Source organism: Streptomyces sp. L-9-10 (genome assembly GCF_004151105.1).
In the GTDB taxonomy this organism is placed as follows: Bacteria; Actinomycetota; Actinomycetes; order Streptomycetales; family Streptomycetaceae; genus Streptomyces.
Map to the genome: position 1 here is coordinate 95,500 of NZ_PHRF01000016.1, position 26,579 is coordinate 122,078.

Sequence of the window (26,579 nt, forward strand, 5' to 3'; positions counted from 1 at the left end):
CGGATTCTCGCGTTTCCGGGGACCGTTCAGTGCGGCTCGGGTCAGTCGGCGCCGTCGAAGCGGCGGTACGACGCGCCCCCGCGCGAGGACTGATGAACAAGTCTCGTACTGAAAAACGAAATTGGGAGAGTGATGTCCCGAAGTGGCGTGCGTGGTCCCCCACTTGGGTGAAGCGGGCTCACGGATATTCCCCGCAGGCCACTAATGTGCCGCAACATGACCTCTACCAAATCCGTTTCGATCAGTGCGCGGCACGCCTCCAGGCTGGGCACTCTCTCGGTGATTCCCTGGACCAGCGACCCCTCCGGCGGCGAACGCAACGCCCCTTTCCTGCTCGCCTATTCACTCGGGGACGGCAAGGACGGGGCGGAGGCCGGCGAGGAGACGATGCGTACGGTGCTCGCCGAGATCGGGCTGATCCCCGGCGGCGATCTGGTCGATGTCTCGAAGACCCCCAACGTGCCGATCACGCTGCTGGTCGAGGCGGGGCGCGCCGTGCTGACGATGCCGTATCTGAACGCGCAGTGCCCCGTCCCGCCGGAGTGGGAGCGGGACGCGCGGGACCACGGGCAGGTCTACTTCATCGTCGCCACCCGGCCGTGGGCCGAGGCGACCCCGGGCAGGCCCGTCACCGAGGAGCAGCTGCGCGCCTTCGCGGGCGACGAGGCGATGCTCACCAGCGCCGCGCACAGTCTGGTGCCGGTACGCAGCCTGCGCGGCTGAGCGTCGGAAGCCCGGACGGATACCGGATGAGCACCGGAAGCAGGGGAGCGGACGTCATGGCGACGGCACTGGCCGAGAACTCGGCCACCGACGAGCGTACGGACAGCACCGGCGGTACGTGGGGCGGCGGACGGGCCTTCGCGCTCGTGCTGATGATCAGCGGGGCGGCCGGGCTGCTGGCGGCCTGGGTGATCACCCTCGACAAGTTCAGACTGCTGGAGGACCCGGACTTCACCCCGGGATGCAGTCTGAACCCGGTGGTCTCCTGCGGGAACATCATGAAGAGCGACCAGGCGTCGGTCTTCGGCTTCCCCAACCCGATGCTGGGGCTGGCGGCGTACGCGGTGGTCGTCGGCGTCGGCGCGGGGCTGCTGGCCGGGGCACGCTACCGGCGCTGGTTCTGGCTCGGCCTGAACGCCGGAACGCTCTTCGGCGTCGGCTTCTGCACGTGGCTCCAGTACCAGTCGCTCTACAGCATCAACTCGCTGTGTCTGTGGTGCTGTCTGGCCTGGGTCGCCACCATCGTGATGTTCTGCTACGTCACGGCGCACAACATCGAGCACGGGATCCTGCCCGCGCCCGCCGGGCTGCGGGACGCGCTCGGCGAGTTCCACTGGGTGCCGCCGGTGCTGTGGACCGGAATCATCGGGATGCTCATCCTGACCCGCTGGTGGGACTTCTGGACCAGCTGAGGTCAGGTCCTGCGGGGTCTGGCCACGGGCCGGCCGGCTACGGGGTCCGGGCCCGCGCGGGGCCCGGACCGTCCGGTCCGGTCACGCACGGGATCGCCGCGCCTCCGGAAACCGTCCTGGGAAGCCGTCATGCCGTCTCCGGAAACCGCTGCCGGGACTACGTGCCGACCGGGGACTACTTGCCGAGCGGAAGCCCACCGAGCAGCTTGTTGCCGGTCGACGTGCCGACGATCTCCTTGGCGCCCGTCTTGCCCGACGTCTTCTTGCCGTTCGTCTTGCCGCCCTTCTTCTTGTTCAGGCTGTCCGTGGCGCCCTTCACGGCGTTCAGCACGGACCCCGGGTTCTCGGTGTCCAGCGCGTTGGTGTTCAGCGGCCGGGGGTCCTTGAGGCCCTCGCTCATCACGGTCTCCAGCCCGCCATTGAGGCTCATGCCTTCGGCGGCGAACGCCGGAGCGGCGGCGCCGAGAGCCATCACGGAACCGGCGACGACAGCGGCGACCTTCATGGGCTTCATCGTGAATCCTTCTTTCGGTGATGTCTGTTGTGAGACAACTCACGCTTCGCACAGGCCTCTTGGAGAACCCTTCGCGCGGTCGCTCGTCATCAGTAACGACGCGTGCGCGCGGCGGAAACTCCGTCGGGAAGGAATTCTGGACAGGCCACTCGAATGAAGGGGACTCGCCCTATTCTCGTATCGAACGAGCAGCCGGGCGTGGGCTATTCACGGCTGTCGGGGATCAGCCGCGGGAGACGGTTCGGTCAATGTGTCGGTGGACTTCTGTACGGTCGCGACCACTTCGGCCAGCGCGTCGGCCGGAACGGTGGCCTTCAGGGCGGCCACGGCGTCCCTGATGGCCTTGGTGTGCTTCTCGATGTCAGCGGCGGACAGCTCTCCGTCGGGAGCCTTCAGCGCCGCCTGGACCAGATCCGCGATGGGCTTCAGCACGTCACTGGCGTCGTCCGAGGGCTTGGCCTGTTGCGCGGGCGCCGCGGGTGCGGCAGGCGCCGAGGGTGCCGTCGAGTCCGGCGCGGGTGCGGGTGCGGGCGCGGGTGCGGGCGCGGGGTCCGGAGCGGTGTCGGTTCCGGTGTCGCGCGGGAGTTCACGGGCGGCGGCGGGAGCCACGGTGCCGAGCGCGAGCGCGGCGCACACGGCGGCGGTCGTGAAACGGCGGGAGAGCGGGAGACGCATGCCTGGTCCTTTCGGGCTGAGCCGAACGTTCGGGACGAGTCGTCACGTTCTCCTCACCGTCGGTTCCCCACCCGGAGCCCGCAACCGAACGGGCACCCTCCCTGCGGCCGGTATCACGGCCGCCGTATCCGTCCCGGCCCGCTCCGACCCGCTCTCACCTGGTCCGACGCGTCCGGACGGCGCCCGCGCGGGCCCGTGCCGCGCCGCCGTACGAGTGGTCGCCGGGGCGCGTAAGGGTGTCCCCCGGACAGCGGAAGAGCCGCTCTGCCCCCGAGGGAAAGAGCGGCTCTCGCGTGCGACGTCGACGCGACGTGGGTGTGGCGCCGACAGCGACAGCGAAGGTCGTCAGCTGTTGACGCAGGTGTTGCCGAACGCCGGGTTGAGGATGCCGACGACGTCGATCGTGTTGCCGCAGACGTTCACGGGCAGGTGGATCGGGACCTGGATGACGTTGCCGGAGATGACACCCGGGGAGCCGACAGCGGCGGCCCCGGCGTCGGCGTCGGCGAAGGCGACGCCGGAGGCGCCGGCGACAGCGGCGGCGGCCGCGGTGGAGAGAACAACAGCCTTGGCGATACGCGACATGGAGAAGGGCTCCTCGGTCGAAAGGGACGCAGTACGTGTCGGGCGCGATTGCCTGACCTATGCATCAACGCCGAAGGCGCCCATCGGTTGCGCGCCCGAAAGAGTGACGCCCCGTCTGCCACTCGGCCGGGTGCGGTGGCCGATCGGGTGAGGAGCAACGGTCGGGCGAGGAACTACCGCTCTTAAGAGTCCTTTTGTACGTTCAGCGCGATTCAGCGCGTCTCACGTGATTTTCAGTCCGCCCTCTGTAAAGGTGCCTGATTGTTTCGGTCTTCGAGACGGAGAGCCACTATGTGGAATTCGACGGTTCTCGGGGGCGGTAATGAATTCGCGGGGCGCCGGATGACTCATGTGTTCGATTCGGTGTCCAGCGTGACCCCTGTCGTGCCGGTGCGTTTTTCGTAGGAGCGGAAAACCGGAACTGAACACCGGGCGCCCGAGCCCGCTCGAAGAGATCGTTTTTCCGTATCCACGAGTGGAGGAGTTGCGCGTGCAGCCAGAACGGCGCCGGCCCGGGGCCGGCTTCACCGCGCTCCACCTCGTCCAGCCGGTCGACGGCGGAGTGGCCAGGGTGGTCCTGGATCTGGTCGGGGCACAACGGGACGCCGGAGTACGCGTGGCCGTCGCCTGTCCCGTGGAAGGGCCGCTGGCCGCCGCTGCGGCCCGGCTCGGCGCCGAGGTCCATGACTGGCGGGCGACCCGTGACCCCGGGCCCGGACTGGTCCGTGAGATCGGGCGGGCAGCGCGCGTGGTGCGGCGGGTCCGGCCCGATCTGGTGCACGCCCACAGCGCGAAGGCCGGACTGGCCGGACGGCTCGCCGTACGGGGCCGGGTGCCCACCGTCTTCCAGCCGCACGCGTGGTCGTTCGAGGCGGTCGGCGGTGTGACGGGCCGGCTGGCCGGACACTGGGAGCGGTGGGCCGTCCGGTGGACCGACCGGGTCGTATGCGTCAGTGACGCGGAACGGCGCACCGGCGAGCGGGCCGGCATCCGCGCACCCTGGTCCGTCGTCCACAACGGCGTCGACGTCGGGCGGTTCGGATCCGCCGGCGGGCCGTCCGGGCCCGCCGACCTGACCGGCACCACCGCCGCGCGGGCCGCGCTCCCGCCGTTGGCCGCCCTCCCGCCGGACACACCCGTCGTGCTCTGCGTCGGACGGCTCTGCAGACAGAAGGGGCAGGACATCCTGCTGCGGGCCTGGCGCCAGGTCCTCCTCCAACTGCCACGGGCGCGGCTGGTCCTCGTCGGGGACGGTCCCGACGCCGCCGCGCTGCGCGCCGCCGCACCGCCCTCGGTGATCTTCGCCGGGGCCGTACCGGACACCGCGCCCTGGTACCGGGCGGCCGAGCTGGTCGTCCTGCCCTCGCGCTGGGAGGGCATGGCGGTGGCTCCGCTGGAGGCCATGGCGAGCGGCAGGACCGTCGTCCTCAGCGACGTGGACGGGGCGCGCGAGAGCCTGCCGCCCGGCCGCGAAGCGCTCTGTCTCGTACCGCCGGAGGACCCGCCCGCGCTGGCGGCGGCCATCGGCACTCTGCTCCGCGACGCGCCACTGCGCGAAGCGATCGGCCGCCAGGGCCATCAGCACGTACTCAGCACCTATGACGTGCGGCAGACAGCGCGGGCCATCGCGGATGTGTATCGCGAAGTCGCCTCCGTGCCGCGCCCCGAACGCAGGGAGCCGATTCCCCAGTGACCACGGAAAGCACCAGCGTTCCCCCGCCCACCGGGCGGGCGCGGACGGCGGAACAGGCCATGGGGCAGCAGGCCCTGGGACAGCAGACGGCAGGACAGCAGACCCTGGGACAGCAGACCGTCGGACCGCGGACCCCGGGGCCACAGACCCTGGGGCAGCAGGTCCTGCGGCGCGTCTCGATCGCCTCCCCGCGCGACACCCCGGACCGCCTCGCGCGGCCGTCCCGCCGTCCCGCGGGCTCTCCGCTGCGCTTCGGCCTGCCGCTGTTCGCCTCGGACGTGTTCGCGGCGCTGCTGTCCACCGTCGTCCTCGGCGACGAGCAGCGCGACGCCGTACTCGTCGTCCAGCTCATCGCCTGGGTGACCGTGCTGAACGCGTGCGCCGGGCTCTACCGCCCCGGTGTCGTCCTGTCGGGGCTGGACCAGCTCCCCGCGCTGGCCGCCCGGATCGCGGTGGCCTGGTGCGCCGCCGCCGCCGTACTCGCGGCGCTCTTCCCCGCGCTGGCCGTGGGGGTCCCGGACCTGCTGGGCGGCTGCGCACTCCAGCTCGTCGTCGCGTGCGGCTGCCGCTCGCTCCTGCACACGCGGCGCCGCGCCGTGGCACGCAACCGGCTGCGGTCCGCTCTGGTCGTCGGTTCGGGACCGGCCGCGCGGCGGCTGGCCGCGCTGCTGGCCCAGCATCCCGAGTACGGTCTGCGGCCCGTCGGGATCGCCGGGTCCGCGCAGGACGAGGACGAGGCGGACCGGGCCGCCGCCAGGACCGGCGGGCGGGACGGCGGAGCGGTGGACGCCCCCGCCCTGCCGGTGCTGACCTCGGCCGAGGAGATCCACCGGGCGGTCATCCAGAACGGTGTCCAGGACGCGCTGTTCATCGACCACCGGTTCATCGACTTCACCGACCGCGAGCGAGGGCTCGGCGACTCCGGGTTCGGCCAGGCGGGGTTCAACGAGCCGGGGTTCAGCGAGTCGGGGTTCAGCGAGTCGGGGTTCGGTGAGCCGGGGTTCGGTGAGTCCGGGTTCCAGGACGTCGGGTTCCATGACCCCACCGGCCCCGGCGACGGCACGGAGCGCGCGGCCCTCGTCGCGCTCTTCCACGAGTACGGCTGCGCCACCTGGTTCGTCGGCGCGGGGCCCTGGGACCTGACCGCCGCGCCCGTCGCCATGGAGCGGCACCTGTGGGGCTTCGCCGCCCGCCGCGTCGAGCCGCCCCCCGTACGCCGCCACCGCCGCGACGCGGCCGTCAAGCGGCTGCTGGACGTGGTGTTCACGCTCCCGCTCCTGCTGGCCGCCTCCCCGGTCCTGCTGGCCTGCGCGCTCGCCGTCCGGCTCTGCGACGGCCGTGACGTGCTCTTCCGCCAGGAACGCGTCGGACAGAACGGCCGCACTTTCACCCTGCTGAAGTTCCGCACCCTGCGCCCGGCCGACGAGCACGAGTCCGCCACCCGCTGGAACATCGCCAACGATCTGCGGATGAGCCCGGTGGGCAACTTCCTGCGCCGTACCTCGATGGACGAACTGCCCCAGCTCTGGAACGTGCTGCGGGGTGACATGAGCCTGGTCGGACCCCGGCCGGAGCGCCCGTTCTTCGTCGCCAACTTCAGCAAGACCCAGCCCGGTTACGCGGCCCGGCACCGCATGCCCGTCGGCATCACCGGTCTCGCGCAGGTCCACGGGCTGCGCGGGGACACCTCCATCGAGGAGCGGTCGCGGTTCGACAACCACTACATCGACCACTGGTCGCTGTGGCAGGACGTGTGCATCCTGCTGCGGACCGCCGCGTCCCTCGTCCGCCCGGCGGGCAGCTGATGGCCTCGGACGCCACCGGCGTCGGATTCCCGGGCGGCGTCGGGATCGCGGGGCTGACCGCGCGTCATCCCGCCGCGCGCCGACCCGCTGCCCACCGGTCCGCCGCCCGCCCGTCAGCGGCGGCGGGCCCCTGGGGACACGTCCTGCGCCGGTCGGCGCATCTGCTGCCGGCCGTCGCGGTCGTCGCGCTGCTCGCCGTGCCCTCGGCACCCGCCGGGGACGGCTCCGCCGGGTCCGGGAGCGTCGCGGACGCGGCCTCCGGCCTGCTCGTCCTGCACTGTCTCGTACGCGTCCTGCGCGACCGCGCCAGGCCGCTGACCCGTACCGCCGCGGTCGTCCTCGGGCTGCCCGTACTGGGCGTGACCATCGCGGCCCTCACCGCCCACGACCCGGGCTCCAGCCTGCCCGGAATCGCGCGCTACCTCCAGATCTTCGTGCTGGTGCCGGGCGCGCTGCTGCTCCTCCTGCGCGACCGCCGTGACCTCCGGCTGGTCGCCGGGTCCGTCGTCGTCCTCGCGCTGGTACAGGGCGCGATCGGCGTCACGCAGTATCTGACCGGCACCGGCGCCTCGTACATGGGCGAGGAGATCCGCGCGGTCGGCACCTTCGGCCCCACCGACGTGATGGGCATGGCCACGGTCGTCGCGTACGGACTGGTCATCTGCGTCGGCTTCGCCCTGAGCCCGGGGGCCGACGGCCCGGGGGCGGACGGCCGGGGGCGGCACGCGGCCCGCGTGCGGCGCGCCGTCGCGCTCGGCTGCGCCGGGCTGCTCGCCGTACCCCTCGCCCTGTCCTTCAGCCGCGGCGCCTGGATCGCCACCGCCGTGGCCGTCGCCCTCCAGCTGACGCTCTCGGGTCCGCGCCGCGCCGTCGTGGTCGCGCTCGTGGCCGGGGCTCTCGGCGTCGTACTCGTCGGAGGTCTCGGTATCGGCTCGCAGATGATCACCGAGCGGCTCGACAGCATCACGCGGGTCACCGACGCGCCCGACCAGTCCGTCACCGACCGGTACACCATGTGGGCCGCGGCCACGGACATGTGGCGCGAGCACCCGGTCACCGGCGTCGGGCTGAAGGGCTTCCCCGCCCACCGCGACAGCCACGCCTCGCTCGCGCTCTCCGCCGCCAGTGACACCGAGGGCGCGGGTCTCGGCTTCCAGCGTCAGCCGCTGCTCTCCCCGCACAACATGTATCTGCTGGTCCTCAGCGAGCAAGGGCTGCTGGGCATCGTCGCCCTGGTGGGCAGCTGGGCCGCGCTCCTCGTCCGCGCGCTGCGCCGGCTGCCCGGCGCGCACCGCTCCCGAACCGGCGCCGACTGCGGCCTCGCCGTCACCGGGCTGCTCATCTGGCAGCTGGTGGACTTCAGTTACGCGGACATCGGCGGCCCGTCGACCGTACTGACGGCCGTGATGCTCGGCCTGGCCGCCCGGTGGGCCCTCGGCCCCGCCCGGCGCCCCGCCACGAGTGAGGCCGGGCGCGCGTGAGCGATACGAGACACTCCCTTCCCGCCGTACCACCGCAGCCCGAGTCGCCCTCCGTGGAGGTCGCGAAGGGCGGGGGCACAGGAGGAGCCGGCACAGCAGGAGTCGGCACAGGAGGAGTCGGCACAGGAGGAGTCGGCACAGGAGGGGAGGCCCGCCCCGGCGCGGAGAGCCGCGGCTCCTTCTCCTCCGGACGGTTCCTGGCGCGCGCGGCGTTCCTCACCGCGCTGCTGACCGCCGCCGGGGCGCTCCTCGGGCTCGCCCGCGACCAGACCATCGCGCATCTCTACGGCGCCGGTCCCGACACCGACGCCTTCCTGGTCGCCTGGACCGTGCCCGAGGTCGCGGCCACGCTCCTCATCGAGGACGCCATGGCACTGATCCTCGTACCGGCGTTCAGCCTGGCCTTGGCCCGGCGTGCCACCGCACCGGCCCTGGACCCGGATCCCGTACGGCTCCTGGTGCGGAGCACCCTGCCAAGGCTGTTCCTCGCCCTCAGCGCGGGCTCGGCGCTGCTGGTGGCCACCGCTCCCTGGGTGGTGGCCGTCCTCGCACCGGGACTGCCAGAGCCGGGGCTCGCCGTCGACTGCACCCGGCTGACCGCCACCTGTGCCTTCACCTTCGGCATGGCCGGGTACTGCAGCGCGGCGCTCCGCGCGCACGGCAGCTTCACGGCGCCCGCGATGATCTACGTCGCGTACAACGCCGGGATCATCACCACCATGCTGTTGGTCTCCGACCGGTGGGGGGTACGGGCCGCCGCCGCCGGGGTCGCCATCGGCGGCGTACTGATGGTGCTCGTCCAACTGCCGGTCCTGTGGCGCAGGCTGCGCGCACGCCGGCCGGTGGACGTGACCGTGACCGAGCGGGGGCCGAAGGACGCGGGCGGCGGACCGACCGTCGCCCTCGCCCTGCTCGCGCCCGTCATCGTCTTCGCGCTCAGCCGGCAGTCCCAGGTCCTCATCGAACGGTTCCTCGCCGCGCCGCTGCCGGCCGGCGCCATCTCGCATCTGAACTACGCGCAGAAGGTCGCGCAGATCCCGATGACGCTCTCCATGATGCTGTGCACCGTCACCTTCCCGGTGGTCGCCCGCGCCATGGCGGCGGGGGACACCGAGCGGGCCAGGCGCCGGGTCGAGCGCGATCTCGCGCTGGCCGGGATAATCGTGCTGGTCGGGGCCGCCACGGTGGTCGCCTGCGCGCCGCAGATCATCGAAGTGCTCTTCCAGCGCGGCGCGTTCGAGCCGGCGGACACGGCGGCGACCGCCGATGTGATGCGGGTGTACGCGCTCGGTCTGCTGGGCCACACGCTCGTCGGGGCGCTCGTACGCTGCTACTTCTCCGCCGCGCGCCCGCTGTGGTTCCCCGCGTTCGCCATGCTCACCGGGCTCGCGCTGACCACCGGCACCGGCACCCTGCTCGTACAGGTGTGGGGCGTGCTCGGCATCGCCGCCGCCAACGCGCTCGGCATCACCGTCACCGCCGCCCTGATGCTGCACGGGGTCGGCCGGCACAGCGTGCCCGTCAGCCTCCGGTTCATGACCGGGGGCCTGGTCAAGCTCAGTGCCGCCGCGGCGGCGGCCACCGGTTCCGGATGGCTCTGCGGAGCCCTCATTCCGTCACCCGTCCTGGGCGCCATGGCGGCCTGCGTGGTGGTCAGCGCGGTGTTCCTCGTCATCGCGCGCGCCCTGCGGGCCCCCGAGACCGACACCATCCTCCGCTTCCTCTCCCGCCCCCTCACACGAAAGCTCGCGCATGCCCGCTGACACGGTGTCCGCCGGCCCCCTGTGGGCCGCCATGTACCACTCCGTCGCCGACCCCACCGACGACCCCTACCGGGTGACGGTCTCGCCGGACCGGCTCGACCGGCAGCTGCGCTGGCTGCGCCGCCGGGGACTGACCGGCGTCAGTATGGACCGGCTGCTGGGCGCCCGCGCCGAAGGGCGGGGCGCCGGACTCGTCGGGCTCACCTTCGACGACGGCTACGCCGACTTCCTGGAAGAGGCCGTCCCGCTGCTGCGCCGCTACGCCTTCACCGCGACCGTCTTCGTCCTGCCCGGCCGTCTCGGCGGTACGAACGAATGGGACACCCCCGGCCCGAGCAAGTCCCTCCTCACCGCGGACGGTATCCGCGCGGCGGCGCGGGCGGGCATGGAGATCGGCTCGCACGGACTGCGCCACACCGATCTGACCAAGGCCGACGACGAGGTGCTCGCCGCCGACACCGCGCGGAGCCGTGAGCTGCTGCGCGAACTGCTGCGGGATCTGACCGGCCGTCATGAGGTCGCCGGTTACTGCTATCCGTACGGCACGGTCGACGCGCGCGCCATCAAGGCCGTACGCGCAGCGGGGTACGCGTACGCCTGCGCCATCGACCCGGGGCCGCTCACCGGTGTGTTCGCCCTGCCCCGCGTCCATGTCGGGGAGAGCGACACCGGCCTGCGGCTGAACCTCAAGCGGCGGACACACCGCTGGCGCCGCGAGCCGGTCCCGGCGGAGGAGTACGCCGAGTACGCGGCGCGCACACGGCGGACGGCGCAGGCCACGCAGGCCGCCCACACCGCCCACACCGAGCGGACCGTGAACGACGACACCCGGGCGGCGACGACGACATGAAGGTGCTGCACATCATCACCGGTCTCGGCATCGGCGGCGCCGAGCAGCAACTCAGACTTCTGTTAAGGCAGTTGCCGACCCAGAGCGAAGTCATCACGCTCACCAACCCGGGGGCGGTCGCCGAGGGCATCGTCGCCGACGGCGTCCCCGTCACCGACCTCGACATGGCGGGCAACCGCGATGTCGGCGCCCTGCCCCGGCTCGCGCGGCTGATCAAGCGGGGACGGTACGACCTGGTGCACACGCACCTCTACCGCGCCTGCCTGTACGGGCGGTTCGCTGCCCGGATCGCCGGCGTACGGACCATCGTGGCCACCGAACACTCCCTGGGGGCCGTCCAGATCGAGGGCCGGCCGCTCTCCGCGGGCGCCCGCGGCCTCTATCTCGCGGGCGAACGCCTGGGCACCGCGACCGTCGCCGTCTCCGCCACCGTCGCCCGGCGTCTGGAGCGCTGGGGGGTACGCCCCGACCGTATCCATGTGGTGCCCAACGGCATCGAGGTCGGCCGCTTCGCCTACGACGAGACCGCACGCCGCACGGCCCGCGCCCGCCTGGGAGTGCCCGAGGACGCCTTCGTGGTCGGCGGGGTCGGACGGCTCACCGGCAGCAAGCGCTTCGACCGGCTCGTACGGGCCGTCGCCGAACTGCCCCGCGCGCGGCTGCTCCTCGTCGGTGAGGGACCCGAGCGCGACCGGCTCCTGCGGCTCGCGCGGGAGCGGGGAGCGGCCGACCGGATCATGCTGCACGGCTCCTGTCAGGACCCGCCGCCCCCGCCGTCCCCGTCCGCGGCGCTCCCGCGGCAGCACGTGCCGGATCTCCCCTCGCTGCTCGCGGCCATGGACGTCTTCGTCTCCACCTCCCACGACGAGGCGTTCGGGCTCGCCGTCGTCGAGGGGCTCGCGGCAGGGCTGCCGGTCCTCCACGTCACCTGCCCCGCCCTCCAGGACCTGCCCGCCGACGCCGCGCCGGGAGCGCGCCGGGTCAGCGGCTCCGTACCCGGACTCGTCGACGAACTGCGGCGGTTCGAGGAGGCGGGGCCGCGGCGGCTGCCCGTACCCCCGGCCGCGCGCCACTACGACATCGCCCACAGCGCACGCCAGCTGATGACCGTCTACGAGAACGCCGTCCGCGGCCCGGCCCCCTCCGAGAAGTGAGCTGCTCATGACTCCGCACACCAATCCCCCGCGCCGCCCGGCGGGGCGGCGCCGGCCCGCCGTCCCTGAATCGGCGTCCGCCCCCGTGGCGGAGCGTCGCCCCCGTCTCGTTCGTCTCCCACGTCTTCCTCGTCGCTCCCGTGTCGGCCGCCTCCCGCGTCGCCTCCGTCTCAGGCGTCTCCCGCGTCTCCCGCGTCTTCGGCTGTCGAAGGTGGCGGCGCTGCCCGCCCGCTGGATCGTGCCGGTGGCGGTCCTGGCCGGGGCGCTGGCGGGCGGTACGTACGGGATGCTCCGTACCCCGCAGTACTCGGCGACCAGCTACGTCGTCGTCGTACCGACGGAGAAGTCCGACCCGGCCGCCGCGCTGGGCTTCGCGACGGCCTACGGGCGCGTCGCCGCGCAGGTCGCGCTGATCGGTGACGCGGCGGTCTGGGCCGGGGTGCCCGCGCGGACTCTCCAGGAGAGTGTGCAGACGGCGACCTCGCCGGACGCTCCGATGATCTCCGTGACGGCGACCTCGGACCGGGCGTCGAACGCGGTGAACATGGCGGACGGGGTGGCGCGGGCGCTGGTCGTCAACGGCTCCCACTTGCAGGGAAGTACGAGGGTGCGGGTGCTCCAGTTCTCCCGGGCCGTGAAGCCTTCCGCTCCGGTCACCCCCTCGGCGGGGCTGTCGGCCCTGGTCGGCGGCTGCGCGGGCGGGCTGCTCGGCGGGCTCGGGCTGCTGGTCAGACCGAAGCCGCGGCACGGTGAGTTCCACGCGAACGTGCCCGGTCCGACGTCCGCCCCGCCGCAGTCCCAGGCGCAGCCGCTGCCGCAGTCGGAAACGGTGTGAGTCCGATGGCCGCCGAATCGAGCGCGCGCACCGCCGCGGCCCCCACAGCTCCTCCGGTCACGCACCTTCGCGTCTTCGCCCCGCTCTCCGCCTCCGCGTCGCGGGCCTCCGGCCCGGTGTTCACCACGGAGCTCTGCCGCGATGCCGGCCGCTTCGCCGAACTCGCCCCGGACTGGAACGAGTTGTACCGCTGCTCACGCACGGCCACACCGTTCCAGAGCCATGCCTGGCTGCACTCGTGGTGGCTGTCGTACGGGAACAGACGCGGGCTGCGCGTCCTGCTCGTACGCCGGGGCACGAAACTCGTCGCGGCCGCCCCGCTGATGCTCGTTCACCGCCCTCTCCCCGTCCTCGTCCAACTCGGCGGTTCCATCTCCGACTTCTCCGATGTCCTGCTCCACGACGACTGCACCGAGGCCGCCGCGGCGGCGCTGGCGAAGTCGCTCGCTGAGCTGGCCCGTACGGCGGTGATCGATCTGCGCGAGGTACGGCCCGGGGCCGCGGCGGAACGAATCTTCGCCTGCTGGGCGGGCCCGCGCAGGAAGCTCGACGACTCCCTCTGCCTCGAACTGCCCGGCGTTCCGATGGACGAACTGCTCGGCAGACTCACCTCCTCGCGCGCCCAGCGCGCCCGCGCCAAGCTGCGCAAGCTGGACGCGCTGGGCATCGAGGAACGGGTGGTGCCGAAGGACGAGATCCCGGCGGCGGTCGGGCGGCTGCTGGAGCTGCACCGGCTCCAGTGGCGGGGCCGCGGGGTCACCCCGGAACATCTCAGCCCGCGCTTCGCGGACCATCTGACCCGGTCCGTACGGTCCATGACCGAGTACGGCGACGCGCGGCTGACCGAGTTCCGGCTGTCCGGCGCGGTGGTCGCCGCGGATCTCACCCTGATGTCCGGCCTGCTGGAGGGCGGCTATCTGTACGGGGCCGATCCGGTGCTGCGCGCCAGGAAGGTGGACGTGGCCTCGATGCTGCTGCGGAGCGGGGCGCTGCGGATCAGTACGAGCGGCCGCGCCACGCTGAGCATGCTGCGCGGCGACGAGCCGTACAAACACCACTGGCGCCCCGAGACCGTCCGCAACCAGCGGCTGCTGCTCGCCCGGCCGTATCTGGCGCCGTCCTTGCGGCTGCTGGTCGGGCTCGCGGCGGGCCGCGACCGGGCCGCCGCGCTCGTCAAACGGCTGCGGGGCGGCGGCGCCGGGGGGTGACCCCGGGCGCCGCCGCCCCGTAACCGGGGGCCGGTCAGCCGTCCTCGCGCCGTGACCAGTTGACGTGGACACAGATCTTGCCGCCCAGCCACTTCTCCACCCAGGGGCCGAGGTCCAGCGGCATGCAGTTCCGCGGCGGCTCGGTGGGCGCGGGGGTCGGGGCCGGTGTGGGCAGCGGCGCCGGCAGGAGATCCGGCTTGAACCCGTACAGCAGGGCCCGGAACATCTTCGACGACTTGGGATTCTGCCCGCACTGCCACACACCGTGCGGGCAGTAGTCGGTCAGTGTGCTGTACACCGGCTTGTACGTGTCGATCCATTGGAGCATGCGGCGCATGTATTCCGGGTTGTCACCGTTGCGGAAGAGGCCCCACTCCGGATAGGAGATAACCTTTCCGTGTGCAGCGGCGAAATCCACGTGCTCCTGAAGCCCAAAGGGCTCATTCACCTGTTCATCAAATGTCCGGCCCGGGGGCTGGTCATAAGAATCCATGCCCATGATGTCGACGACATCGTCACCCGGATAGCACTCGGTCCAGGGAATGTCGTCCCGTCCGCGGTTCGGAGCGAAATCGAACCGGAACTTCTGTCCGGGCACTGCACGCATGGTGGTGACGATGCGATTCCAGTATTTCTTCCACGACTCCGGGTCGGGCCCGCAGCGGTGGGTGTACGTGACCCCGTTCATTTCCCAGCCGAGCACGATCACCGTGTCCGGGACACCCAGACCGACGAGCCGTTCCGCCAGGGCCTTGAAGTGGCTGTCGTAATCGCCCTGCGCGGCCCGGCGCAGCTCACGGCGGACGAGACCGTCCGGCACCCGTTCCTCATTCCGCTCGAGCATGGGGACATTGAGGACGAACAGCCGGTCGTTCTTCGCCTTTCGCCACGCGGCCCAGTCCTCCAGGAAGCCGGGTCTGCCCTCGATGTTGGACCACACATCGCCGGGAAGATAGGTGTGCCCCACCCGCAGCTCCCTGCCGCCCAGCCATCTCTGCATGCCCGCGATACGCCGGACGCCTTTCGGGCCGTAATCGAGATACGCGCCCAGCGCGGGTGAGTCCGCCCGAGGAGGTTTCGGCTTCCCGCGTCCCGTCGAATCCTTCGCCGCGGCCGGTTCGTCCGCTTCATGGGCGACGGGCAGCGCCGCGCCGGACGCGAGGAGGCCGGCCGCGACCACTCCCAGGCAGGTGGTCGTCAGCCGTCGTCGTCGAAGGGGCATGTCCGCTCCTCGTGAGTTGGACCTCTTTCCGTGGCCCCGAGCCGTGGTCACGTTGATCACAAAGTATTTCTAATAAGCCGATCGGGAACCCGGCCTGGCGTTCCAGTAGTCCGTTCGTGAATTTCATCCCCCGCATGGGTTACCGAAATGAAGGACATCACCGTGCCGAGCTTTGACACCCGAGTCCCCGCCGTACTCATGAGGCTCGACCGCAACCCGTTCCACCACGGCACCCTTGGCGCCGTCAGATCCCTTGGCCGCGCCGGGATCGAGGTCCACGCGGTGATCGAGGCCGCCCGCAGCCCCGTGGGGCGCTCCCGCTATCTGCGCCGGGCGCATCTACGGCCCGACCGCCCCATGGTTCTGACGGAGCCTTCGGATCTGGCGGAGATTCAGCGGCTGCTGCTCGGCATCGCGGACCGGCTCGCCACCCCGCCCGTGCTCATCGCCATGGACGATCTGAGCGCGATCGCGGTCGGCCGGCTGCGGGAGCGGCTCGACGGCCGCTATCTGCTCCCTGAACAACCGTCAGGGCTGCCCGAACGCGTCGCGGACAAGGCGGAGCTGGTCGGGATCTGCGGCACGCTCGGCATCCCCCATCCGCGCACCGTCATCCCCTCGGGCGCCGAGGAGGCCGCGGCGGCGGCCTGGTCGCTCGGGCTGCCCGTGGTGGCGAAGTGGAGCAGGCCCTGGCTCCTGCCCGAGGGGACCGGACTGCGCTCCACCCTGGTCGTACGCTCCCCGCAGGAGGCCCGCGAGCTGTACGGGCGCAGTGCCGAGGCGGGCAGCCGGCTGCTCCTCCAGGAGTTCCTGCCGCAGGGCCGGGACCTGGACTGGTTCTTCCACGGCTACAGCGGCGGTGGCGGCGAGTGCCTGATCGGGGCCGCCGGACGGAAGGAACGGTCCTGGCCGGTGGGGGCCGGACTGACCGCGGTGGGCCGATGGCTGCCCAATCCGGCGGTCGAGCGGATGGCCCGTCAGATGGTCACGGCGCTCGGCTATCGCGGGATCCTCGATCTCGACTTCCGGCTCGACACCGCCACCGGCGCCTACCACCTGCTCGACTTCAACCCCCGGCCCGGCGCGCAGTTCCGGCTCTTCACCGACCGGTCGGGCACGGATGTCGTACGGGCGCTGCATCTGGATCTGACCGGCCGGGCCGTTCCCCCGCAGGAGGCGACGCACGGCAGGACCTTCGTGGTGGAGAACTACGCGCTGCTGTCCTTCCTCGCGTCGCTGCGGTCGTCCTTCCTGACGCCCTTCCGGTACTGGGGCGTACGCCGGAGCGGGGGCGGCGTGCTGCGGCCCCGGTCCACGGAGGCCGCGTGGTTCGCGCTGGACGATCCGCTGCCCGCGTACGCCATGGCCGTCGCGTGGCTGCTGCATGTCGTACGGCGTGGCTGGCGCAGGCTCGGACGGGCGCTGCCAGGGCGCCGTACGGCCGGCTCCGAGCGGCCTCGTACGTCCCCCGTACGGCAGCGCGGACGGGGCAGGAACCGCGCCAATCCACGCCCCCCTGTCTCCCACACGCCCTCGTCCTGACGCACCGTCCGTCAACCACCCAAGCCCCACGTCCGAACGTCCGACACAGAGAAGCGGGACACACGATGTACGACCTGGTAGTTGTGGGCGCCGGCCCCTACGGACTCTCCATCGCCGCCCACGCGGCGGCGGCCGGCCTCGATCTGCGGGTGTTCGGCAGACCCATGGCCTCGTGGCGGGACCATATGCCGCCCGGCATGTTCCTGAAGTCCGAACCGTGGGCGTCGAATCTCTCCGACCCGAAAGGCGCGTTCAGCCTGGCCGCCTACGCCGCGACCCAGGGGGTGGAGGTACGTCACGCCTCCCCGCTGCCCGTCGGCTTCTTCGCCTCGTACGGCCTGTGGTTCGCGGAGCGCGCGGCCCCGCCGGTCGACGAACGTACGATCACGTCCGTACGGGCCTGCCCCGGCGGATTCCGGCTCGACACCGACGACGGGACCACCGTCCTCGCCCGTACGGTGGCGCTCGCGGTCGGGGTGATGCCCTTCACCGACATCCCCGCCCCGCTGCGCGGACTCCCCTCCGACCAGGTGTCGCACAGCAGCCACCACGCCGACCTGACGCGCTTCGAGGGCCGGGACGTGACGGTCATCGGCGCCGGGCAGGCCGCCCTGGAGACCGCCGCGCTCCTCGCCGAACAGGGCACCGTCGTACGGGTGGTGGCCCGGTCGGACCGACTGAACTGGAACACCCTGCCGCCGCCCCGGCAGCGCCCCGCCCTGGAGGCGGCCCGCGCCCCGCACACCGGTCTGGGCTGCGGATGGAAGAACTACCTCTACGCGGAGACCCCGGGCATCTTCCGCAGACTGCCCGAGACGACCCGGGCCCGGGTCTTCACCTCGGCGCTCGGCCCCGCCGGCGCGTGGTGGCTGCGGGACCGCTTCGAGTCGGCGGTGGACGTCCGGCTCGGCGAGAGCGTGGCGGGCGCGGTCCGGGCGGACGGGCGCGTACGGCTGGAACTGGTCGCCACCACCGGCCGGGTCGAGACCGTGGACACGGACCACGTCATCGCCGCCACCGGATTCACTCCGGGGCTCGAACGGCTCGGCCTGGTCGACCGCGAGCTGCGGACCGGCATGCGGACGGTACGCCCGAGCAGCGCGCCCGAGGCGAGCGCGGTCTTCGAGAGCTCGTACCCGGGGCTGTTCGTCGCCGGTCTGCTGAGCGCCCCGTCGTTCGGCCCCTCCATGCGGTTCGTGTACGGGGCGGCGTACACCGCCGAGCGGCTGGTGGCGGGGGTGCGGCGGAGGCTCGGATCACGTGGCGGATCGCTCGTCACGGTCCGGCAGCGGCAGACCTCGCCGGCGCCGGTGGGGGAGCCGCGACTGTCCTGACGGCGCCGCCGGGGCCGGGGCGGTGGCCGTCGCGGCGGGTTCACGCCGGCCGGGAGAATCCGTCGTGATTCTCCCGGCCCGGCGGATGCGCCGTCAGACGCGCGAGGCGGCGGTGCTGCGGCGGTAGAGGATTCCGCCACCGAGCAGCAGACCGGCGCTCGCGGCTCCCATGGCGAGCAGGTTCAGGTCACTGCCGGTGGAGGCCAGCTGAGCGAACTCGTCCGAGGCCGTGGTCAGATGCGACGAGGCGGGCAGGATCGCTTCGGAGGAACCCCGGGGGGCCGGGGTACGCGGCTGCGTGGCGGGGCCGGCCGGGTCCACGGCGCGGTCGTCCGGCGGCGTGGCGGTCTCGGGCGCCTCCGGAGATCCGGGGGTGCCGGGGGTTCCGTGGGGCGCCTGCGGGGTGCCGTTCACGCAGAGGTTGCCGAAGGCGGGGTTGAGGACGCCGATCAGATCCACCGAGTTCCCGCAGATGTTCAGCGGGATGTCGAGGACGGCCTCCAGGACGTTGCCCGTGAGCACGCCCGGCGAGCCGACGGCCCCCGCGGAGGCGTGCGTGGAGCTGGCGGCCTCGTCGTGATACCCGCCGGGGGACGCGTGGCCGGGCGCGCCGTGGTGCGGCGCGTGGCTGTGGGGCGGGGCCGGCGGTGTGACGGCGTCGTCCGCCTGGGGAGCCGGCCGTGTGGCGTGCGCGGGGGGAGCCGCCTGCGCCGGGGGACCGGCGTGGGGCGCCGGATCCGCGTGCGGCGCGGGGGCCGAGTGGGGCGCGGGCTCTGAGTGGGGCGCGGGAGCCGGATGCGCCGCGTGCTGCGGTCCGCTTGTCGAATTGACGCAGGCATTGCCGAAAACCGGGTTGAGTACCCCGATGGGATCCACCGTATTCCCGCAGACATTGACCGGGATCTCCACAGGCACCTGGATGTTGTTCCCGGACAGCACGCCCGGTGAACCGACGGCCGCCCCGTCGGCGCCCACCGCGTGGGCGTAACCACTGCTCATGGAGAGGACACTCGACGCCGCCGCGGCGGTGAGCAGTCCTTTACTGATGAGATCTCGCATCTGGTTCTCCTCCTGCCCGCCGGTTCGACGGGCAGTGGTCGCTGGTTGAAATCGGTGCCAACTGAGGCCGGTCCCGGGGCGCAGGTCGAACGCGCCCCGGGACCGGCCGAGAACACCCCCGTGGGGTGCCCTTAGAACGTCACTGCAACGTCACTTGTTGATGCACTTGTTGCCGAACGCGGGGTTCAGCAGGCCGATGACGTCGATGCTGTTACCACACACGTTGACCGGAATGTTCACGGGAACCTGAATGACGTTTCCGGAGAGAACACCCGGCGAGTGGGCGGCGAAGCCCTCCGCCTCGGCGTCGGCCATGGCCGGGGCAGCGGAACCCATGGCCAGGAGCAGGCCTGCGACGACCGTTGCGGCCTTCTTGCACTTCATCTTGAGCCCTTTCCGCAGCGGCGAATACGTTCGCACGGCTTTCGTGGAACGCGAGCACGGCTTTTCCGGCTCATACGTCCGCTGCTGGAAGTCCAACGATTACGTGCTGTCGAAGAAACTGTTCAGGATTCGTGCAGCCGTTTGTTCACTCGGTTGCCACGATAATGTTTTCTTCCTCGCGCATCCCGGAATACATGCGCAATTTTGCGCAATTCCGCACCCCGTGCCACGTCCTCGATCGGCCGTCCTGAACGCCGTACGGGCCGGCGGGGGCTCCATCGCCCCGGCCGGCCCGTACGTGGTGCGGGAGGTGCGGGATCAGCGGTTGCCCGTGCCGTTCCCGGACAGGACCGGGATGTCGTCCAGGACGTGCGACAGCGGCTCGTCGCCCTTCGCCTGGGTGGAGTTCTCCGCGCACTGCTGGTTCTGCGGGGAGGCCAGGACGTCGACGTCCTGGACCGTGACCGGCACGAGGAGGCCGATCAGCGAGCCGACGTTGGCCTTGACCGGCACGCCGAGGCACAGGTCGTTCAGCGAGCCCTGGATCAGCTCCGCCTGCGGGCTCAGGTCGCCCCTGGTGGACTGGTTGCCGAACGCCTCCTCGGCACCGTTTCCACTCAGGGAGGTGGTCCCACCGTCGTTGGCGGTGGCGAACGCCGAGGGCGCCGCCGCGGCCGTGACACCGACCACCGAGACGGCGACGGCCGCGCCGGCCATAATCTTCTTGATCACGATGTGTTTCCTTTTCTCAAAGAATGCATGCGGAGCGACCTGCACAACCGGCCACCAGCTGTTTAGTTCCGCTGCTTCACTCGATCGGCTTGCCGGTGACCGCGGCATTGTCCTGTGGTGTCACCGGGAGCGGCGGGCCTGTTGATCCCCGGTAATACGCCGTTGGAGTGAAGGGCCGGAACCAAACCCGGGGTCTGGAGTTGCACCAGTAGCCCCGGGGACTTTGGGGCTTCCTTCAGAAGGGGACTCATCGTGATCAAGAAGGTCATGGCCGGTCTGGCCGTCACCACCTCCGTGGTCGGCGTTTCCGCCGCCGCCGCGCCCACCGCGCTCGCCGTCGGCAACGACGGTGGCACCACGTCCGCCAGCGGGAACTTCGCCACGCAGGCGTACGGAAACATGGCGACCCACGGCAACATGAGCCCGCAGATCGCCCTCATCCAGGGCTCGCTGAACAAGCCCTGTATCGCACTTCCGGCCAAGGCGAACGTCGGTTCCCTGCTGGGCGTCGTGCCGATCTCGGTCCAGGACATCAATGTCCTGTCCTCTCCGCAGAACCAGCAGTGTGTGGAGAACTCCACGCAGGCGAAGGGCGACGAGGCGCTGTCGCACATCCTGGACAACATCCCGATCCTGTCCGGGAACGGCACGGCCAACCGCTGAGAAATCGGCCGGGCCGCCGGGCCGGGCCACCGCTGAATTCCGCGGTGGACCGGCCTTTTTCTCTGAATAATGCATTACGCCATTCGGGGGAAGCGCCGCAACTAATCCATCCGTGAGCGAGTTGAGCAAGTCGGACTCCACCGGTGGAGTCCGACTTTCCGGAAAGGCATTTACATGAAGAAGCTGTGGGCAACCGCCGCTGTGGCCGCGTCGATCGTCGGAGCCACGGCCGCCGCCGCGTCGCCGGCGCTCGCCATCGCCGATGACGGCGGCACCACCTCGCTCAGCGGCAACGGTTCGAAGCAGGCCTTCGGCAACCAGTCGACCAGGGGCGACATGAGCCCGCAGCTGGGCCTGGTCCAGGGCTCGCTGAACAAGCCCTGTGTCGGTCTGCCGCTCAAGGCGAACGTCGGCTCCCTCATCGGCCTCGTGCCGGTCACGGTCCAGGACATCAACGTTCTGTCCTCTCCGCAGAACCAGCAGTGTGTCGAGAACTCCACCCAGGCGAAGGGCGACGAGCCGCTGTCGCACATCCTGGACGACATCCCGGTCCTGTCCGGGAACGGTGTCGGCAACCGCTGATCCCACCCGAAGGCCCGGCCCCGCGCACCGCGCGGGGCCGGGCCTTCGGCATGTCCGGGCCCTGTGGGCGACGGGTGCGGAAAAAACTCCCGGAGCGGTGTCAACCGGATCACCGCCCCCATGCGTATACGTCTTGAGATCTGGCCACGTCCTGGGAGCCGCATGACCGTCGAGGAGTTTGAGGAGTTCTACGCTCACTCCGTTCAGCAGCTGGTGGGACAGGTGTACCTGATGACCGGAGACCTTCATGAGGCTCAGGACGTCGTGCAGGAGGCTTTCGTACGTGCCTGGGGCCGCCGGGCGAAACTGGACAGGGACGCGGGGCCCGAGGCGTGGATCCGTATCGTCGCGTTCCGGCTGGCGGTCAGCCGGTGGCGACGGCGCGGCCGGGCCATGGAGGCCTGGCGGCGGTACAGCGGAAGCGAAGCGCACATCCAGGCCGCGCCCGAGCCGGGCACGGTCGCCCTCGTCTCCGCGCTCCAGCGGCTGTCGGCGCGACAGCGTCTGGTGGCGGTGCTGCACTACGTGTGCGACCTGACGGTGGAGCAGGTGGCGGCAGAGGCCGGGATCTCGACCGGAACCGTCAAGACTCATCTGTCCCGGGCCAGGGCCGCGCTCGCGGCCGGGCTCGACGACTCACCCGCCTCCGAGGAGGAGCACGGTGCCTGAGTTCCATCGAAGTGGCGGCGAGGATCCCCTGTCCGCCGCACTCAAAGACGCCGCGGACCAGAGCGGGCGGCGGGTATCGCCGCTGCCTGTCGAGGAGATCGAGGCACGGGGCATCCGGCGGCGGCGTACGACGCTGGCCCTCGCCGCCGCGTGCGCGGTGTGTGTGCTGAGCGGAGCGAGCGCGGTCGCCGCGCTGAACCTCACCTCCGAGCAGCCGCCCGCCCGTCCCGTCCCCTCGGTCCCCTCGTCGCCGTCCGTGTCGCCGTCCAGTCCGCCGCCTCCACGCACCGCGTCCGCCACGCCGTCCGGTCCGAGCACGTTCGCCGTGGCGCCCACCGGCTCACCGTTCGGTGGGGGCGAGTCTTCGCCCGTACCTCCGGGGGCGGGGTCGGCCGGCGGCGCGCCGACGCTCACGCCGCCGCCCTTCGGCCAGGGGACCGGCCTCGGACCCTCGGTCACGGTGTCGCCCCGCTCCAGCGCGAGCACCTTCCGGCCTCCGGCCGACTAGACGGCAGGTTCTGTCCGGTCCACCGGCGCGTACCCACAGAGAGACCTCACACCCATGCACGGAGTCAGCCTCGCCCTGCCCGAGAACAGCACGCCGAACCCGCCTTCCGCGTCGCTTCCCGAACCGGTCGCGAGCCCGGCGGGGGCTGTCCGGGTCCGCGATCCGTACGTCGTGGCCGTGGTCCTGTTCTGCGCGTACGCCGCCCTGTCCATATCCAGGTTCTGGCAGCTGCGGACGATGTCCTGGGACCTGGGCATCTTCGAGCAGGTGATACGCGCGTACGCGGAGCTGCGGGCGCCGGTCGCCGACATCAAGGGGCCGGGCGTCAATATCCTCGGCGACCACTTCAGCCCCGTCACCGCGGTGCTGGCCCCGGCGTACCGGCTGTTCCCGACGCCCGTCACGCTGCTGGTCGCCCAGGCCGCGCTGTTCGCGCTCTCCGCCGTCCCCGTCACGCGCGTCGCGGCGCGTCTGCTGGGCCGGTGGCCGGGCCTGGCGATCGGTGTGGCGTACGGCCTGTCGTGGGGGGTGCAGCGGGCGGTCGAGTTCGACTTCCACGAGATCGCCTTCGCGGTTCCGCTGATCGCCTTCTCCCTTGAAGCGCTGCTGACCGGCCGCCTGCGGGCCGCGCTGGCCTGGGCGTCGCCGCTGGTGCTGGTGAAGGAGGACCTGGGGCTGACCGTCGCCGCGATCGCGCTGGTCGTGGCCCTGCGCGCGCGGCACGCGGCACCTCGGTTCGTCCGTGAGGCGGTGGCGGTGGCGGCGGTGGCGGTGGTGGTCGCCGTGCTCACGTTCACGGTCGTCATACCGGCCTTCAACTCGGGCGACACGTACGACTACTGGGACAAGGTCGACGGCGGGAACGGCCCGCTGGACGGCTTCGACACCAAGTTCCGTACTCTCGTGTGGCTCCTGCTGCCGACCACGGGGCTCCTCGCGCTGCGCTCCCCGCTGATACTGATCGCCCTGCCCACGCTCGGCTGGCGCTTCCTGTCGTCGGACGACCACTACTGGGGTACGGGCTGGCATTACAGCGCCGTGCTGATGCCCGTCGTGGCACTCGCGCTGGTCGACGCCGCCCATCGGATCCGGCGCGACGCACGCCCCTGGCTGCGTTCGTACGCGCGCCATCTCCCGGCGGCGGTCGCGGGCGCGGCGCTCGCGCTGACGACATCGCTGCCGCTGTCGGCCCTGACCGAACCGGACACCTACCGTGTCCGGCCCGAGACGAGAGCGGCGCAGCGGCTGCTGGACCGTATCCCCGACGACGCGACGGTCGAGGCGAACGTGGGGCCGGTCAGCCTTCTCGCCTCGCGCTGCCGGGTCTTCTGGGTGGGCGATACGCGCGGCATCACCCCGGACTACATCGCGCTCAACAACACGAGCGGGTGGGTCGGTGACCCGGTGGGGTACGCGAAGCGGCTGCATCCACGGGCCACTTACACGGTCGTGGGCGAGGTGGGCGGCTATCTGCTGCTGGAACGGGCCTCGAACCCACGAAGTTAGCGCGGGCGCGGCGGGCGCCGGAGCGGGCTCGGCTCGCTCATGCGTTCAACTCCCCTCTGTTCCATATGGGTTGTCGCGGAGAATTCCCCATGCGGAGTAGTGAGGAAAGGTCACTTCGGGTGTAGAAACGAGGAATTGCACGCGAAGAGGCGAGGACTCGCAGCTATGGCTAGGGATTCACTCTCGATCGAAGAGATCGGCAAGCCGGCGATGTCGGGCGGGGTCCGGGACTATGCGCGATGGGACCCGGATTGGGTGCCGCCGGATTTTCCCGAGCCCACGCGCGAGTTGGTGGAGCGCGTCGCCGTGGGACTGCGGGGGCTGGCCGAATGACCGTACGCGGAGTTGAGGGCGCTGATCTGGTGCCGGGGTCCGGGCTCCGGTGGCCCAAGTGCGAGTGCGGACAGTCGATTTGCCCCGACGGCAAGGGATCGGGCGCGGCGCGCGGCGGTGCCGGTTCCGGGGCGCTCTCCGCGCGCGTCGCGGAGCGGAACAAATGGAGCGGTCGCGGCGGGGTGTGAGGGGCGTGAACGCCCGGGGAATTTCCCTCTCCCGGGATTACCGGCCGTTACGGGGGAAAGCGGAATAGCCGTGACCGGGCCCGGGGGCGCCTGGGACCGGCGGGTAGTGTGTCGGAATGCTCACTGTGACCTCCGTGAATGTGAATGGACTGCGCGCCGCCGCGAAGAAGGGTTTCGTGGAGTGGCTGGCCGGCACCTCCGCCGATGTGATCTGCCTCCAGGAGGTACGCGCCGAGCCCCAGCAGCTCCCCGAGGAGGTCCGCACTCCGGAGGGCTGGCACGTCCTGCACGCGCCCGCCGCCGCGAAGGGGCGCGCGGGTGTCTCGCTCTACGCGCGGCGGGAGCCGGAGGGCACGCGGATCGGATTCGGCAGCGCGGAGTTCGACGGGAGCGGGCGGTACGCGGAGATCGATCTGCCCGGTGTCACGGTCGCCAGCCTCTATCTGCCCTCGGGCGAGGTGGGCACGGAGCGCCAGGACGAGAAGATCCGGTTCATGGACGAGTTCCTCCCGTACCTGGAGCGGTTGAAGAAGCGCGCGGCGGCGGACGGGCGCGAGGTGCTGGTGTGCGGCGACTGGAACATCGCCCACCAGGAGGCCGACCTCAAGAACTGGCGGGCCAACCGCAAGTCCTCGGGCTTCCTCCCCGAGGAACGCGCCTGGCTGACCCGCGTCTTCGAGGAGACCGACGGGGACTACGTGGACGTCGTCCGCGCCCAGCACCCGGACCGGGAGGGCCCGTACTCGTGGTGGTCGTACCGCGGCCGTGCCTTCGACAACGACGCGGGCTGGCGTATCGACTACCACGTGGCGACGCGGGGCCTGGCCGCACGGGCGGTCAAGGCGTACGTCGAGAAGGCCGCGAGCCATGAGGAGCGGTGGAGCGACCACGCGCCGGTGACGGTCACCTACGACCTCGGCTGACGACCTTCCGCGCCACGGCGCCGCGGAAGGACGGTTCTCAACCGTCGGCGGGCTCGGGCGGGCCGGGGGGCGTCGCGGCTTCCGGGTCCGTACGCAGGTGGCGGTCCAGGGCCAGTGAGAATTCCGCCTCCACCACGCTCTTCGCCAGCGGCCGGAGCTTCTCCGCGTCCGTCGTGGTGGTGGTGTGGGCGCGCAGGACCGCGGCGAAGAGTCCGGCCAGGGCGTCCGCGTGGACGCGGACGCGGCGAGCCGCGTCGAGGACCGCCGCCAGGGGGACGCCCTCGCGGACCAGGGCCGCCGACACATCCAGCAGGCGGCGGCTGATGTGGACTATCTCGTCGCCGTCCGTGGCCAGATAGCCGAGGTCGAGGGCGGCCCGCAGGTTCTCCGGGGTGACCTCGCCCTCGAAGTAGTCGGCGAGTTCCTCGGGGGAGAGCCGGACCGGGGTCTCCTCGGTGGGTTCGCCGAGGCCGAGCACCTCGCCCACGTCCCGGCCGCTCTCGAAGGCGGTGGCGAGGTGGGCGATGCCGGTCAGGGTGTGGCCGCGTTCCAGCAGCCCCGCGATCGTACGGAGCCGCGCCAGGTGGTGATCGTCGTACCAGGCGATCCGGCCTTCCCGGCGCGGCGGCCGGATCAGACCGCGCTCGCGGTAGAAGCGCACGGTACGGACGGTGATGCCCGCCTCGCGGGCCAGCTCCTCCATGCGGTACTCGCGGGGTCCTGGGCCTTCTGCCATGCCCGCCAGCTTATGGCGTGCCGGGTCGGGTTGGGAAAGTCCCGCCTGGTCCGCGACGCCCGGCACGCCCGTCCCGCGACGCCCCTCCCGTACCGCCCGTACCGCCCGTGACGTCGGCTCGCCCCGGCGGTGACTTTCCCGTTCCCGCCCCCTACCCATGAGTACGGCACTGCTCTACCCTCCAAATCATGCCAGTGATTACTGGCGGAGTTGTGCGGGT

Annotated in this window: 27 protein-coding genes; 19 read left to right on the forward strand and 8 right to left on the reverse strand. The window is 71.5% G+C overall.

All coding sequences use genetic code 11. The features are described 5' to 3' along the window. The first annotated feature begins 216 nt into the window (after nucleotides 1-216). Both CU044_RS03500 and CU044_RS03505 read left to right on the forward strand, forming a co-directional pair. Entirely contained in the window at nucleotides 217-723 is a 507-nt protein-coding gene (locus tag CU044_RS03500) for a DUF5949 family protein (RefSeq protein ID WP_193563864.1), read from the forward strand. 56 nt (nucleotides 724-779) lie between these two features. Then, the gene (locus tag CU044_RS03505; RefSeq protein WP_129767027.1) at nucleotides 780-1,415 is read left to right on the forward strand and encodes a vitamin K epoxide reductase family protein; all 636 of its coding nucleotides are present in this window, start codon (nucleotides 780-782) and stop codon (nucleotides 1,413-1,415) included. 175 nt (nucleotides 1,416-1,590) lie between these two features. On the opposite strand, the gene CU044_RS03510 is transcribed toward CU044_RS03505, so the two are convergent. The 3 genes from CU044_RS03510 to CU044_RS03525 all read right to left on the reverse strand — a co-directional run bounded on the left by CU044_RS03510 (nucleotide 1,591) and on the right by CU044_RS03525 (nucleotide 3,189). After that, a complete protein-coding gene (locus CU044_RS03510) occupies nucleotides 1,591-1,929 on the reverse strand; it encodes a hypothetical protein (RefSeq protein ID WP_129766941.1) in 339 nt (112 codons plus the stop codon). 207 nt (nucleotides 1,930-2,136) lie between these two features. Then, a complete protein-coding gene (locus tag CU044_RS38315; protein WP_165371768.1) occupies nucleotides 2,137-2,604 on the reverse strand; it encodes a hypothetical protein in 468 nt (155 codons plus the stop codon). 345 nt (nucleotides 2,605-2,949) lie between these two features. Further along, nucleotides 2,950-3,189 (reverse strand): chaplin, encoded by a 240-nt coding sequence (locus CU044_RS03525; protein WP_129766943.1) that lies wholly within the window; start codon nucleotides 3,187-3,189, stop codon nucleotides 2,950-2,952. 490 nt (nucleotides 3,190-3,679) lie between these two features. Here CU044_RS03525 and CU044_RS03530 point away from each other — a divergent pair, with 490 nt between their 5' ends. The 8 genes from CU044_RS03530 to CU044_RS03565 all read left to right on the forward strand — a co-directional run bounded on the left by CU044_RS03530 (nucleotide 3,680) and on the right by CU044_RS03565 (nucleotide 13,978). Then, on the forward strand, nucleotides 3,680-4,882 hold the full coding sequence (locus CU044_RS03530) for a glycosyltransferase (protein ID WP_193563865.1): 1,203 nt from the start codon (nucleotides 3,680-3,682) through the stop codon (nucleotides 4,880-4,882). Continuing rightward, nucleotides 4,879-6,687 (forward strand): sugar transferase, encoded by a 1,809-nt coding sequence (locus CU044_RS39300; protein WP_240045315.1) that lies wholly within the window; start codon nucleotides 4,879-4,881, stop codon nucleotides 6,685-6,687. Before CU044_RS03530 ends, CU044_RS39300 begins: the two co-directional genes overlap by 4 nt. After that, nucleotides 6,687-8,168: an O-antigen ligase family protein gene (locus tag CU044_RS03540; RefSeq protein ID WP_129766945.1), complete on the forward strand. Its 1,482-nt coding sequence runs from the start codon at nucleotides 6,687-6,689 to the stop codon at nucleotides 8,166-8,168. The genes CU044_RS39300 and CU044_RS03540 overlap by 1 nt, the downstream gene beginning before the upstream one ends. Beyond that, nucleotides 8,165-9,931, forward strand: a complete 1,767-nt coding sequence (locus tag CU044_RS03545) for a lipid II flippase MurJ (RefSeq protein WP_240045316.1) — start codon at nucleotides 8,165-8,167, stop codon at nucleotides 9,929-9,931. Before CU044_RS03540 ends, CU044_RS03545 begins: the two co-directional genes overlap by 4 nt. Further along, nucleotides 9,921-10,781: a polysaccharide deacetylase family protein gene (locus CU044_RS03550; protein WP_129766946.1), complete on the forward strand. Its 861-nt coding sequence runs from the start codon at nucleotides 9,921-9,923 to the stop codon at nucleotides 10,779-10,781. The genes CU044_RS03545 and CU044_RS03550 overlap by 11 nt, the downstream gene beginning before the upstream one ends. Then, on the forward strand, nucleotides 10,778-11,935 hold the full coding sequence (locus tag CU044_RS03555; RefSeq protein WP_129766947.1) for a glycosyltransferase: 1,158 nt from the start codon (nucleotides 10,778-10,780) through the stop codon (nucleotides 11,933-11,935). Before CU044_RS03550 ends, CU044_RS03555 begins: the two co-directional genes overlap by 4 nt. A 211-nt stretch (nucleotides 11,936-12,146) precedes the next feature. Then, a complete protein-coding gene (locus CU044_RS03560; protein ID WP_240045317.1) occupies nucleotides 12,147-12,770 on the forward strand; it encodes a lipopolysaccharide biosynthesis protein in 624 nt (207 codons plus the stop codon). 5 nt (nucleotides 12,771-12,775) lie between these two features. Continuing rightward, the gene (locus CU044_RS03565) at nucleotides 12,776-13,978 is read left to right on the forward strand and encodes a GNAT family N-acetyltransferase (RefSeq protein WP_129766948.1); all 1,203 of its coding nucleotides are present in this window, start codon (nucleotides 12,776-12,778) and stop codon (nucleotides 13,976-13,978) included. A gap of 34 nt (nucleotides 13,979-14,012) precedes the next feature. On the opposite strand, the gene CU044_RS03570 is transcribed toward CU044_RS03565, so the two are convergent. Then, entirely contained in the window at nucleotides 14,013-15,200 is a 1,188-nt protein-coding gene (locus CU044_RS03570; protein ID WP_129766949.1) for a glycosyl hydrolase, read from the reverse strand. Between the two features lie 162 nt (nucleotides 15,201-15,362). Here CU044_RS03570 and CU044_RS03575 point away from each other — a divergent pair, with 162 nt between their 5' ends. Continuing rightward, complete coding sequence (locus CU044_RS03575) at nucleotides 15,363-16,742, forward strand: ATP-grasp domain-containing protein (RefSeq protein WP_193563866.1); 1,380 nt, start codon at nucleotides 15,363-15,365, stop codon at nucleotides 16,740-16,742. Between the two features lie 65 nt (nucleotides 16,743-16,807). Beyond that, complete coding sequence (locus CU044_RS03580; protein WP_129766950.1) at nucleotides 16,808-18,076, forward strand: FAD-dependent oxidoreductase; 1,269 nt, start codon at nucleotides 16,808-16,810, stop codon at nucleotides 18,074-18,076. Nucleotides 18,077-18,169: 93 nt separating this feature from the next. Here the strand turns inward: CU044_RS03580 and CU044_RS03585 are convergent, their stop codons facing one another. From CU044_RS03585 to CU044_RS03595, 3 genes are all read right to left on the reverse strand, one after another. Continuing rightward, nucleotides 18,170-19,135 carry a chaplin gene (locus tag CU044_RS03585; RefSeq protein WP_129766951.1) on the reverse strand — a complete coding sequence of 322 codons (966 nt, stop codon included), beginning with the start codon at nucleotides 19,133-19,135 and terminating at the stop codon, nucleotides 18,170-18,172. A gap of 150 nt (nucleotides 19,136-19,285) precedes the next feature. After that, entirely contained in the window at nucleotides 19,286-19,519 is a 234-nt protein-coding gene (locus CU044_RS03590) for a chaplin (protein WP_129767031.1), read from the reverse strand. A 318-nt stretch (nucleotides 19,520-19,837) separates the two neighbouring features. Beyond that, on the reverse strand, nucleotides 19,838-20,248 hold the full coding sequence (locus CU044_RS03595; protein ID WP_129767032.1) for a rodlin: 411 nt from the start codon (nucleotides 20,246-20,248) through the stop codon (nucleotides 19,838-19,840). A gap of 255 nt (nucleotides 20,249-20,503) precedes the next feature. Between CU044_RS03595 and CU044_RS03600 the strand changes: the two genes are divergently transcribed. The 7 genes from CU044_RS03600 to CU044_RS03625 all read left to right on the forward strand — a co-directional run bounded on the left by CU044_RS03600 (nucleotide 20,504) and on the right by CU044_RS03625 (nucleotide 25,623). Further along, complete coding sequence (locus CU044_RS03600) at nucleotides 20,504-20,914, forward strand: rodlin (protein ID WP_129766952.1); 411 nt, start codon at nucleotides 20,504-20,506, stop codon at nucleotides 20,912-20,914. A 174-nt stretch (nucleotides 20,915-21,088) separates the two neighbouring features. Then, nucleotides 21,089-21,496 (forward strand): rodlin, encoded by a 408-nt coding sequence (locus tag CU044_RS03605; protein ID WP_129766953.1) that lies wholly within the window; start codon nucleotides 21,089-21,091, stop codon nucleotides 21,494-21,496. A gap of 162 nt (nucleotides 21,497-21,658) precedes the next feature. After that, nucleotides 21,659-22,165, forward strand: a complete 507-nt coding sequence (locus CU044_RS03610; RefSeq protein ID WP_129766954.1) for a SigE family RNA polymerase sigma factor — start codon at nucleotides 21,659-21,661, stop codon at nucleotides 22,163-22,165. Beyond that, entirely contained in the window at nucleotides 22,158-22,673 is a 516-nt protein-coding gene (locus CU044_RS03615) for a hypothetical protein (protein WP_129766955.1), read from the forward strand. The genes CU044_RS03610 and CU044_RS03615 overlap by 8 nt, the downstream gene beginning before the upstream one ends. 54 nt (nucleotides 22,674-22,727) lie before the next feature. After that, on the forward strand, nucleotides 22,728-24,179 hold the full coding sequence (locus CU044_RS03620) for a DUF2079 domain-containing protein (RefSeq protein ID WP_129766956.1): 1,452 nt from the start codon (nucleotides 22,728-22,730) through the stop codon (nucleotides 24,177-24,179). A gap of 165 nt (nucleotides 24,180-24,344) precedes the next feature. Further along, nucleotides 24,345-24,512 carry a hypothetical protein gene (locus tag CU044_RS38320; protein ID WP_165371769.1) on the forward strand — a complete coding sequence of 56 codons (168 nt, stop codon included), beginning with the start codon at nucleotides 24,345-24,347 and terminating at the stop codon, nucleotides 24,510-24,512. A 304-nt stretch (nucleotides 24,513-24,816) separates the two neighbouring features. Beyond that, on the forward strand, nucleotides 24,817-25,623 hold the full coding sequence (locus tag CU044_RS03625; protein WP_129766957.1) for an exodeoxyribonuclease III: 807 nt from the start codon (nucleotides 24,817-24,819) through the stop codon (nucleotides 25,621-25,623). A 37-nt stretch (nucleotides 25,624-25,660) separates the two neighbouring features. On the opposite strand, the gene CU044_RS03630 is transcribed toward CU044_RS03625, so the two are convergent. Continuing rightward, nucleotides 25,661-26,326, reverse strand: a complete 666-nt coding sequence (locus CU044_RS03630; RefSeq protein ID WP_129767033.1) for a MerR family transcriptional regulator — start codon at nucleotides 26,324-26,326, stop codon at nucleotides 25,661-25,663. Between the last annotated feature and the right edge of the window lie 253 nt (nucleotides 26,327-26,579).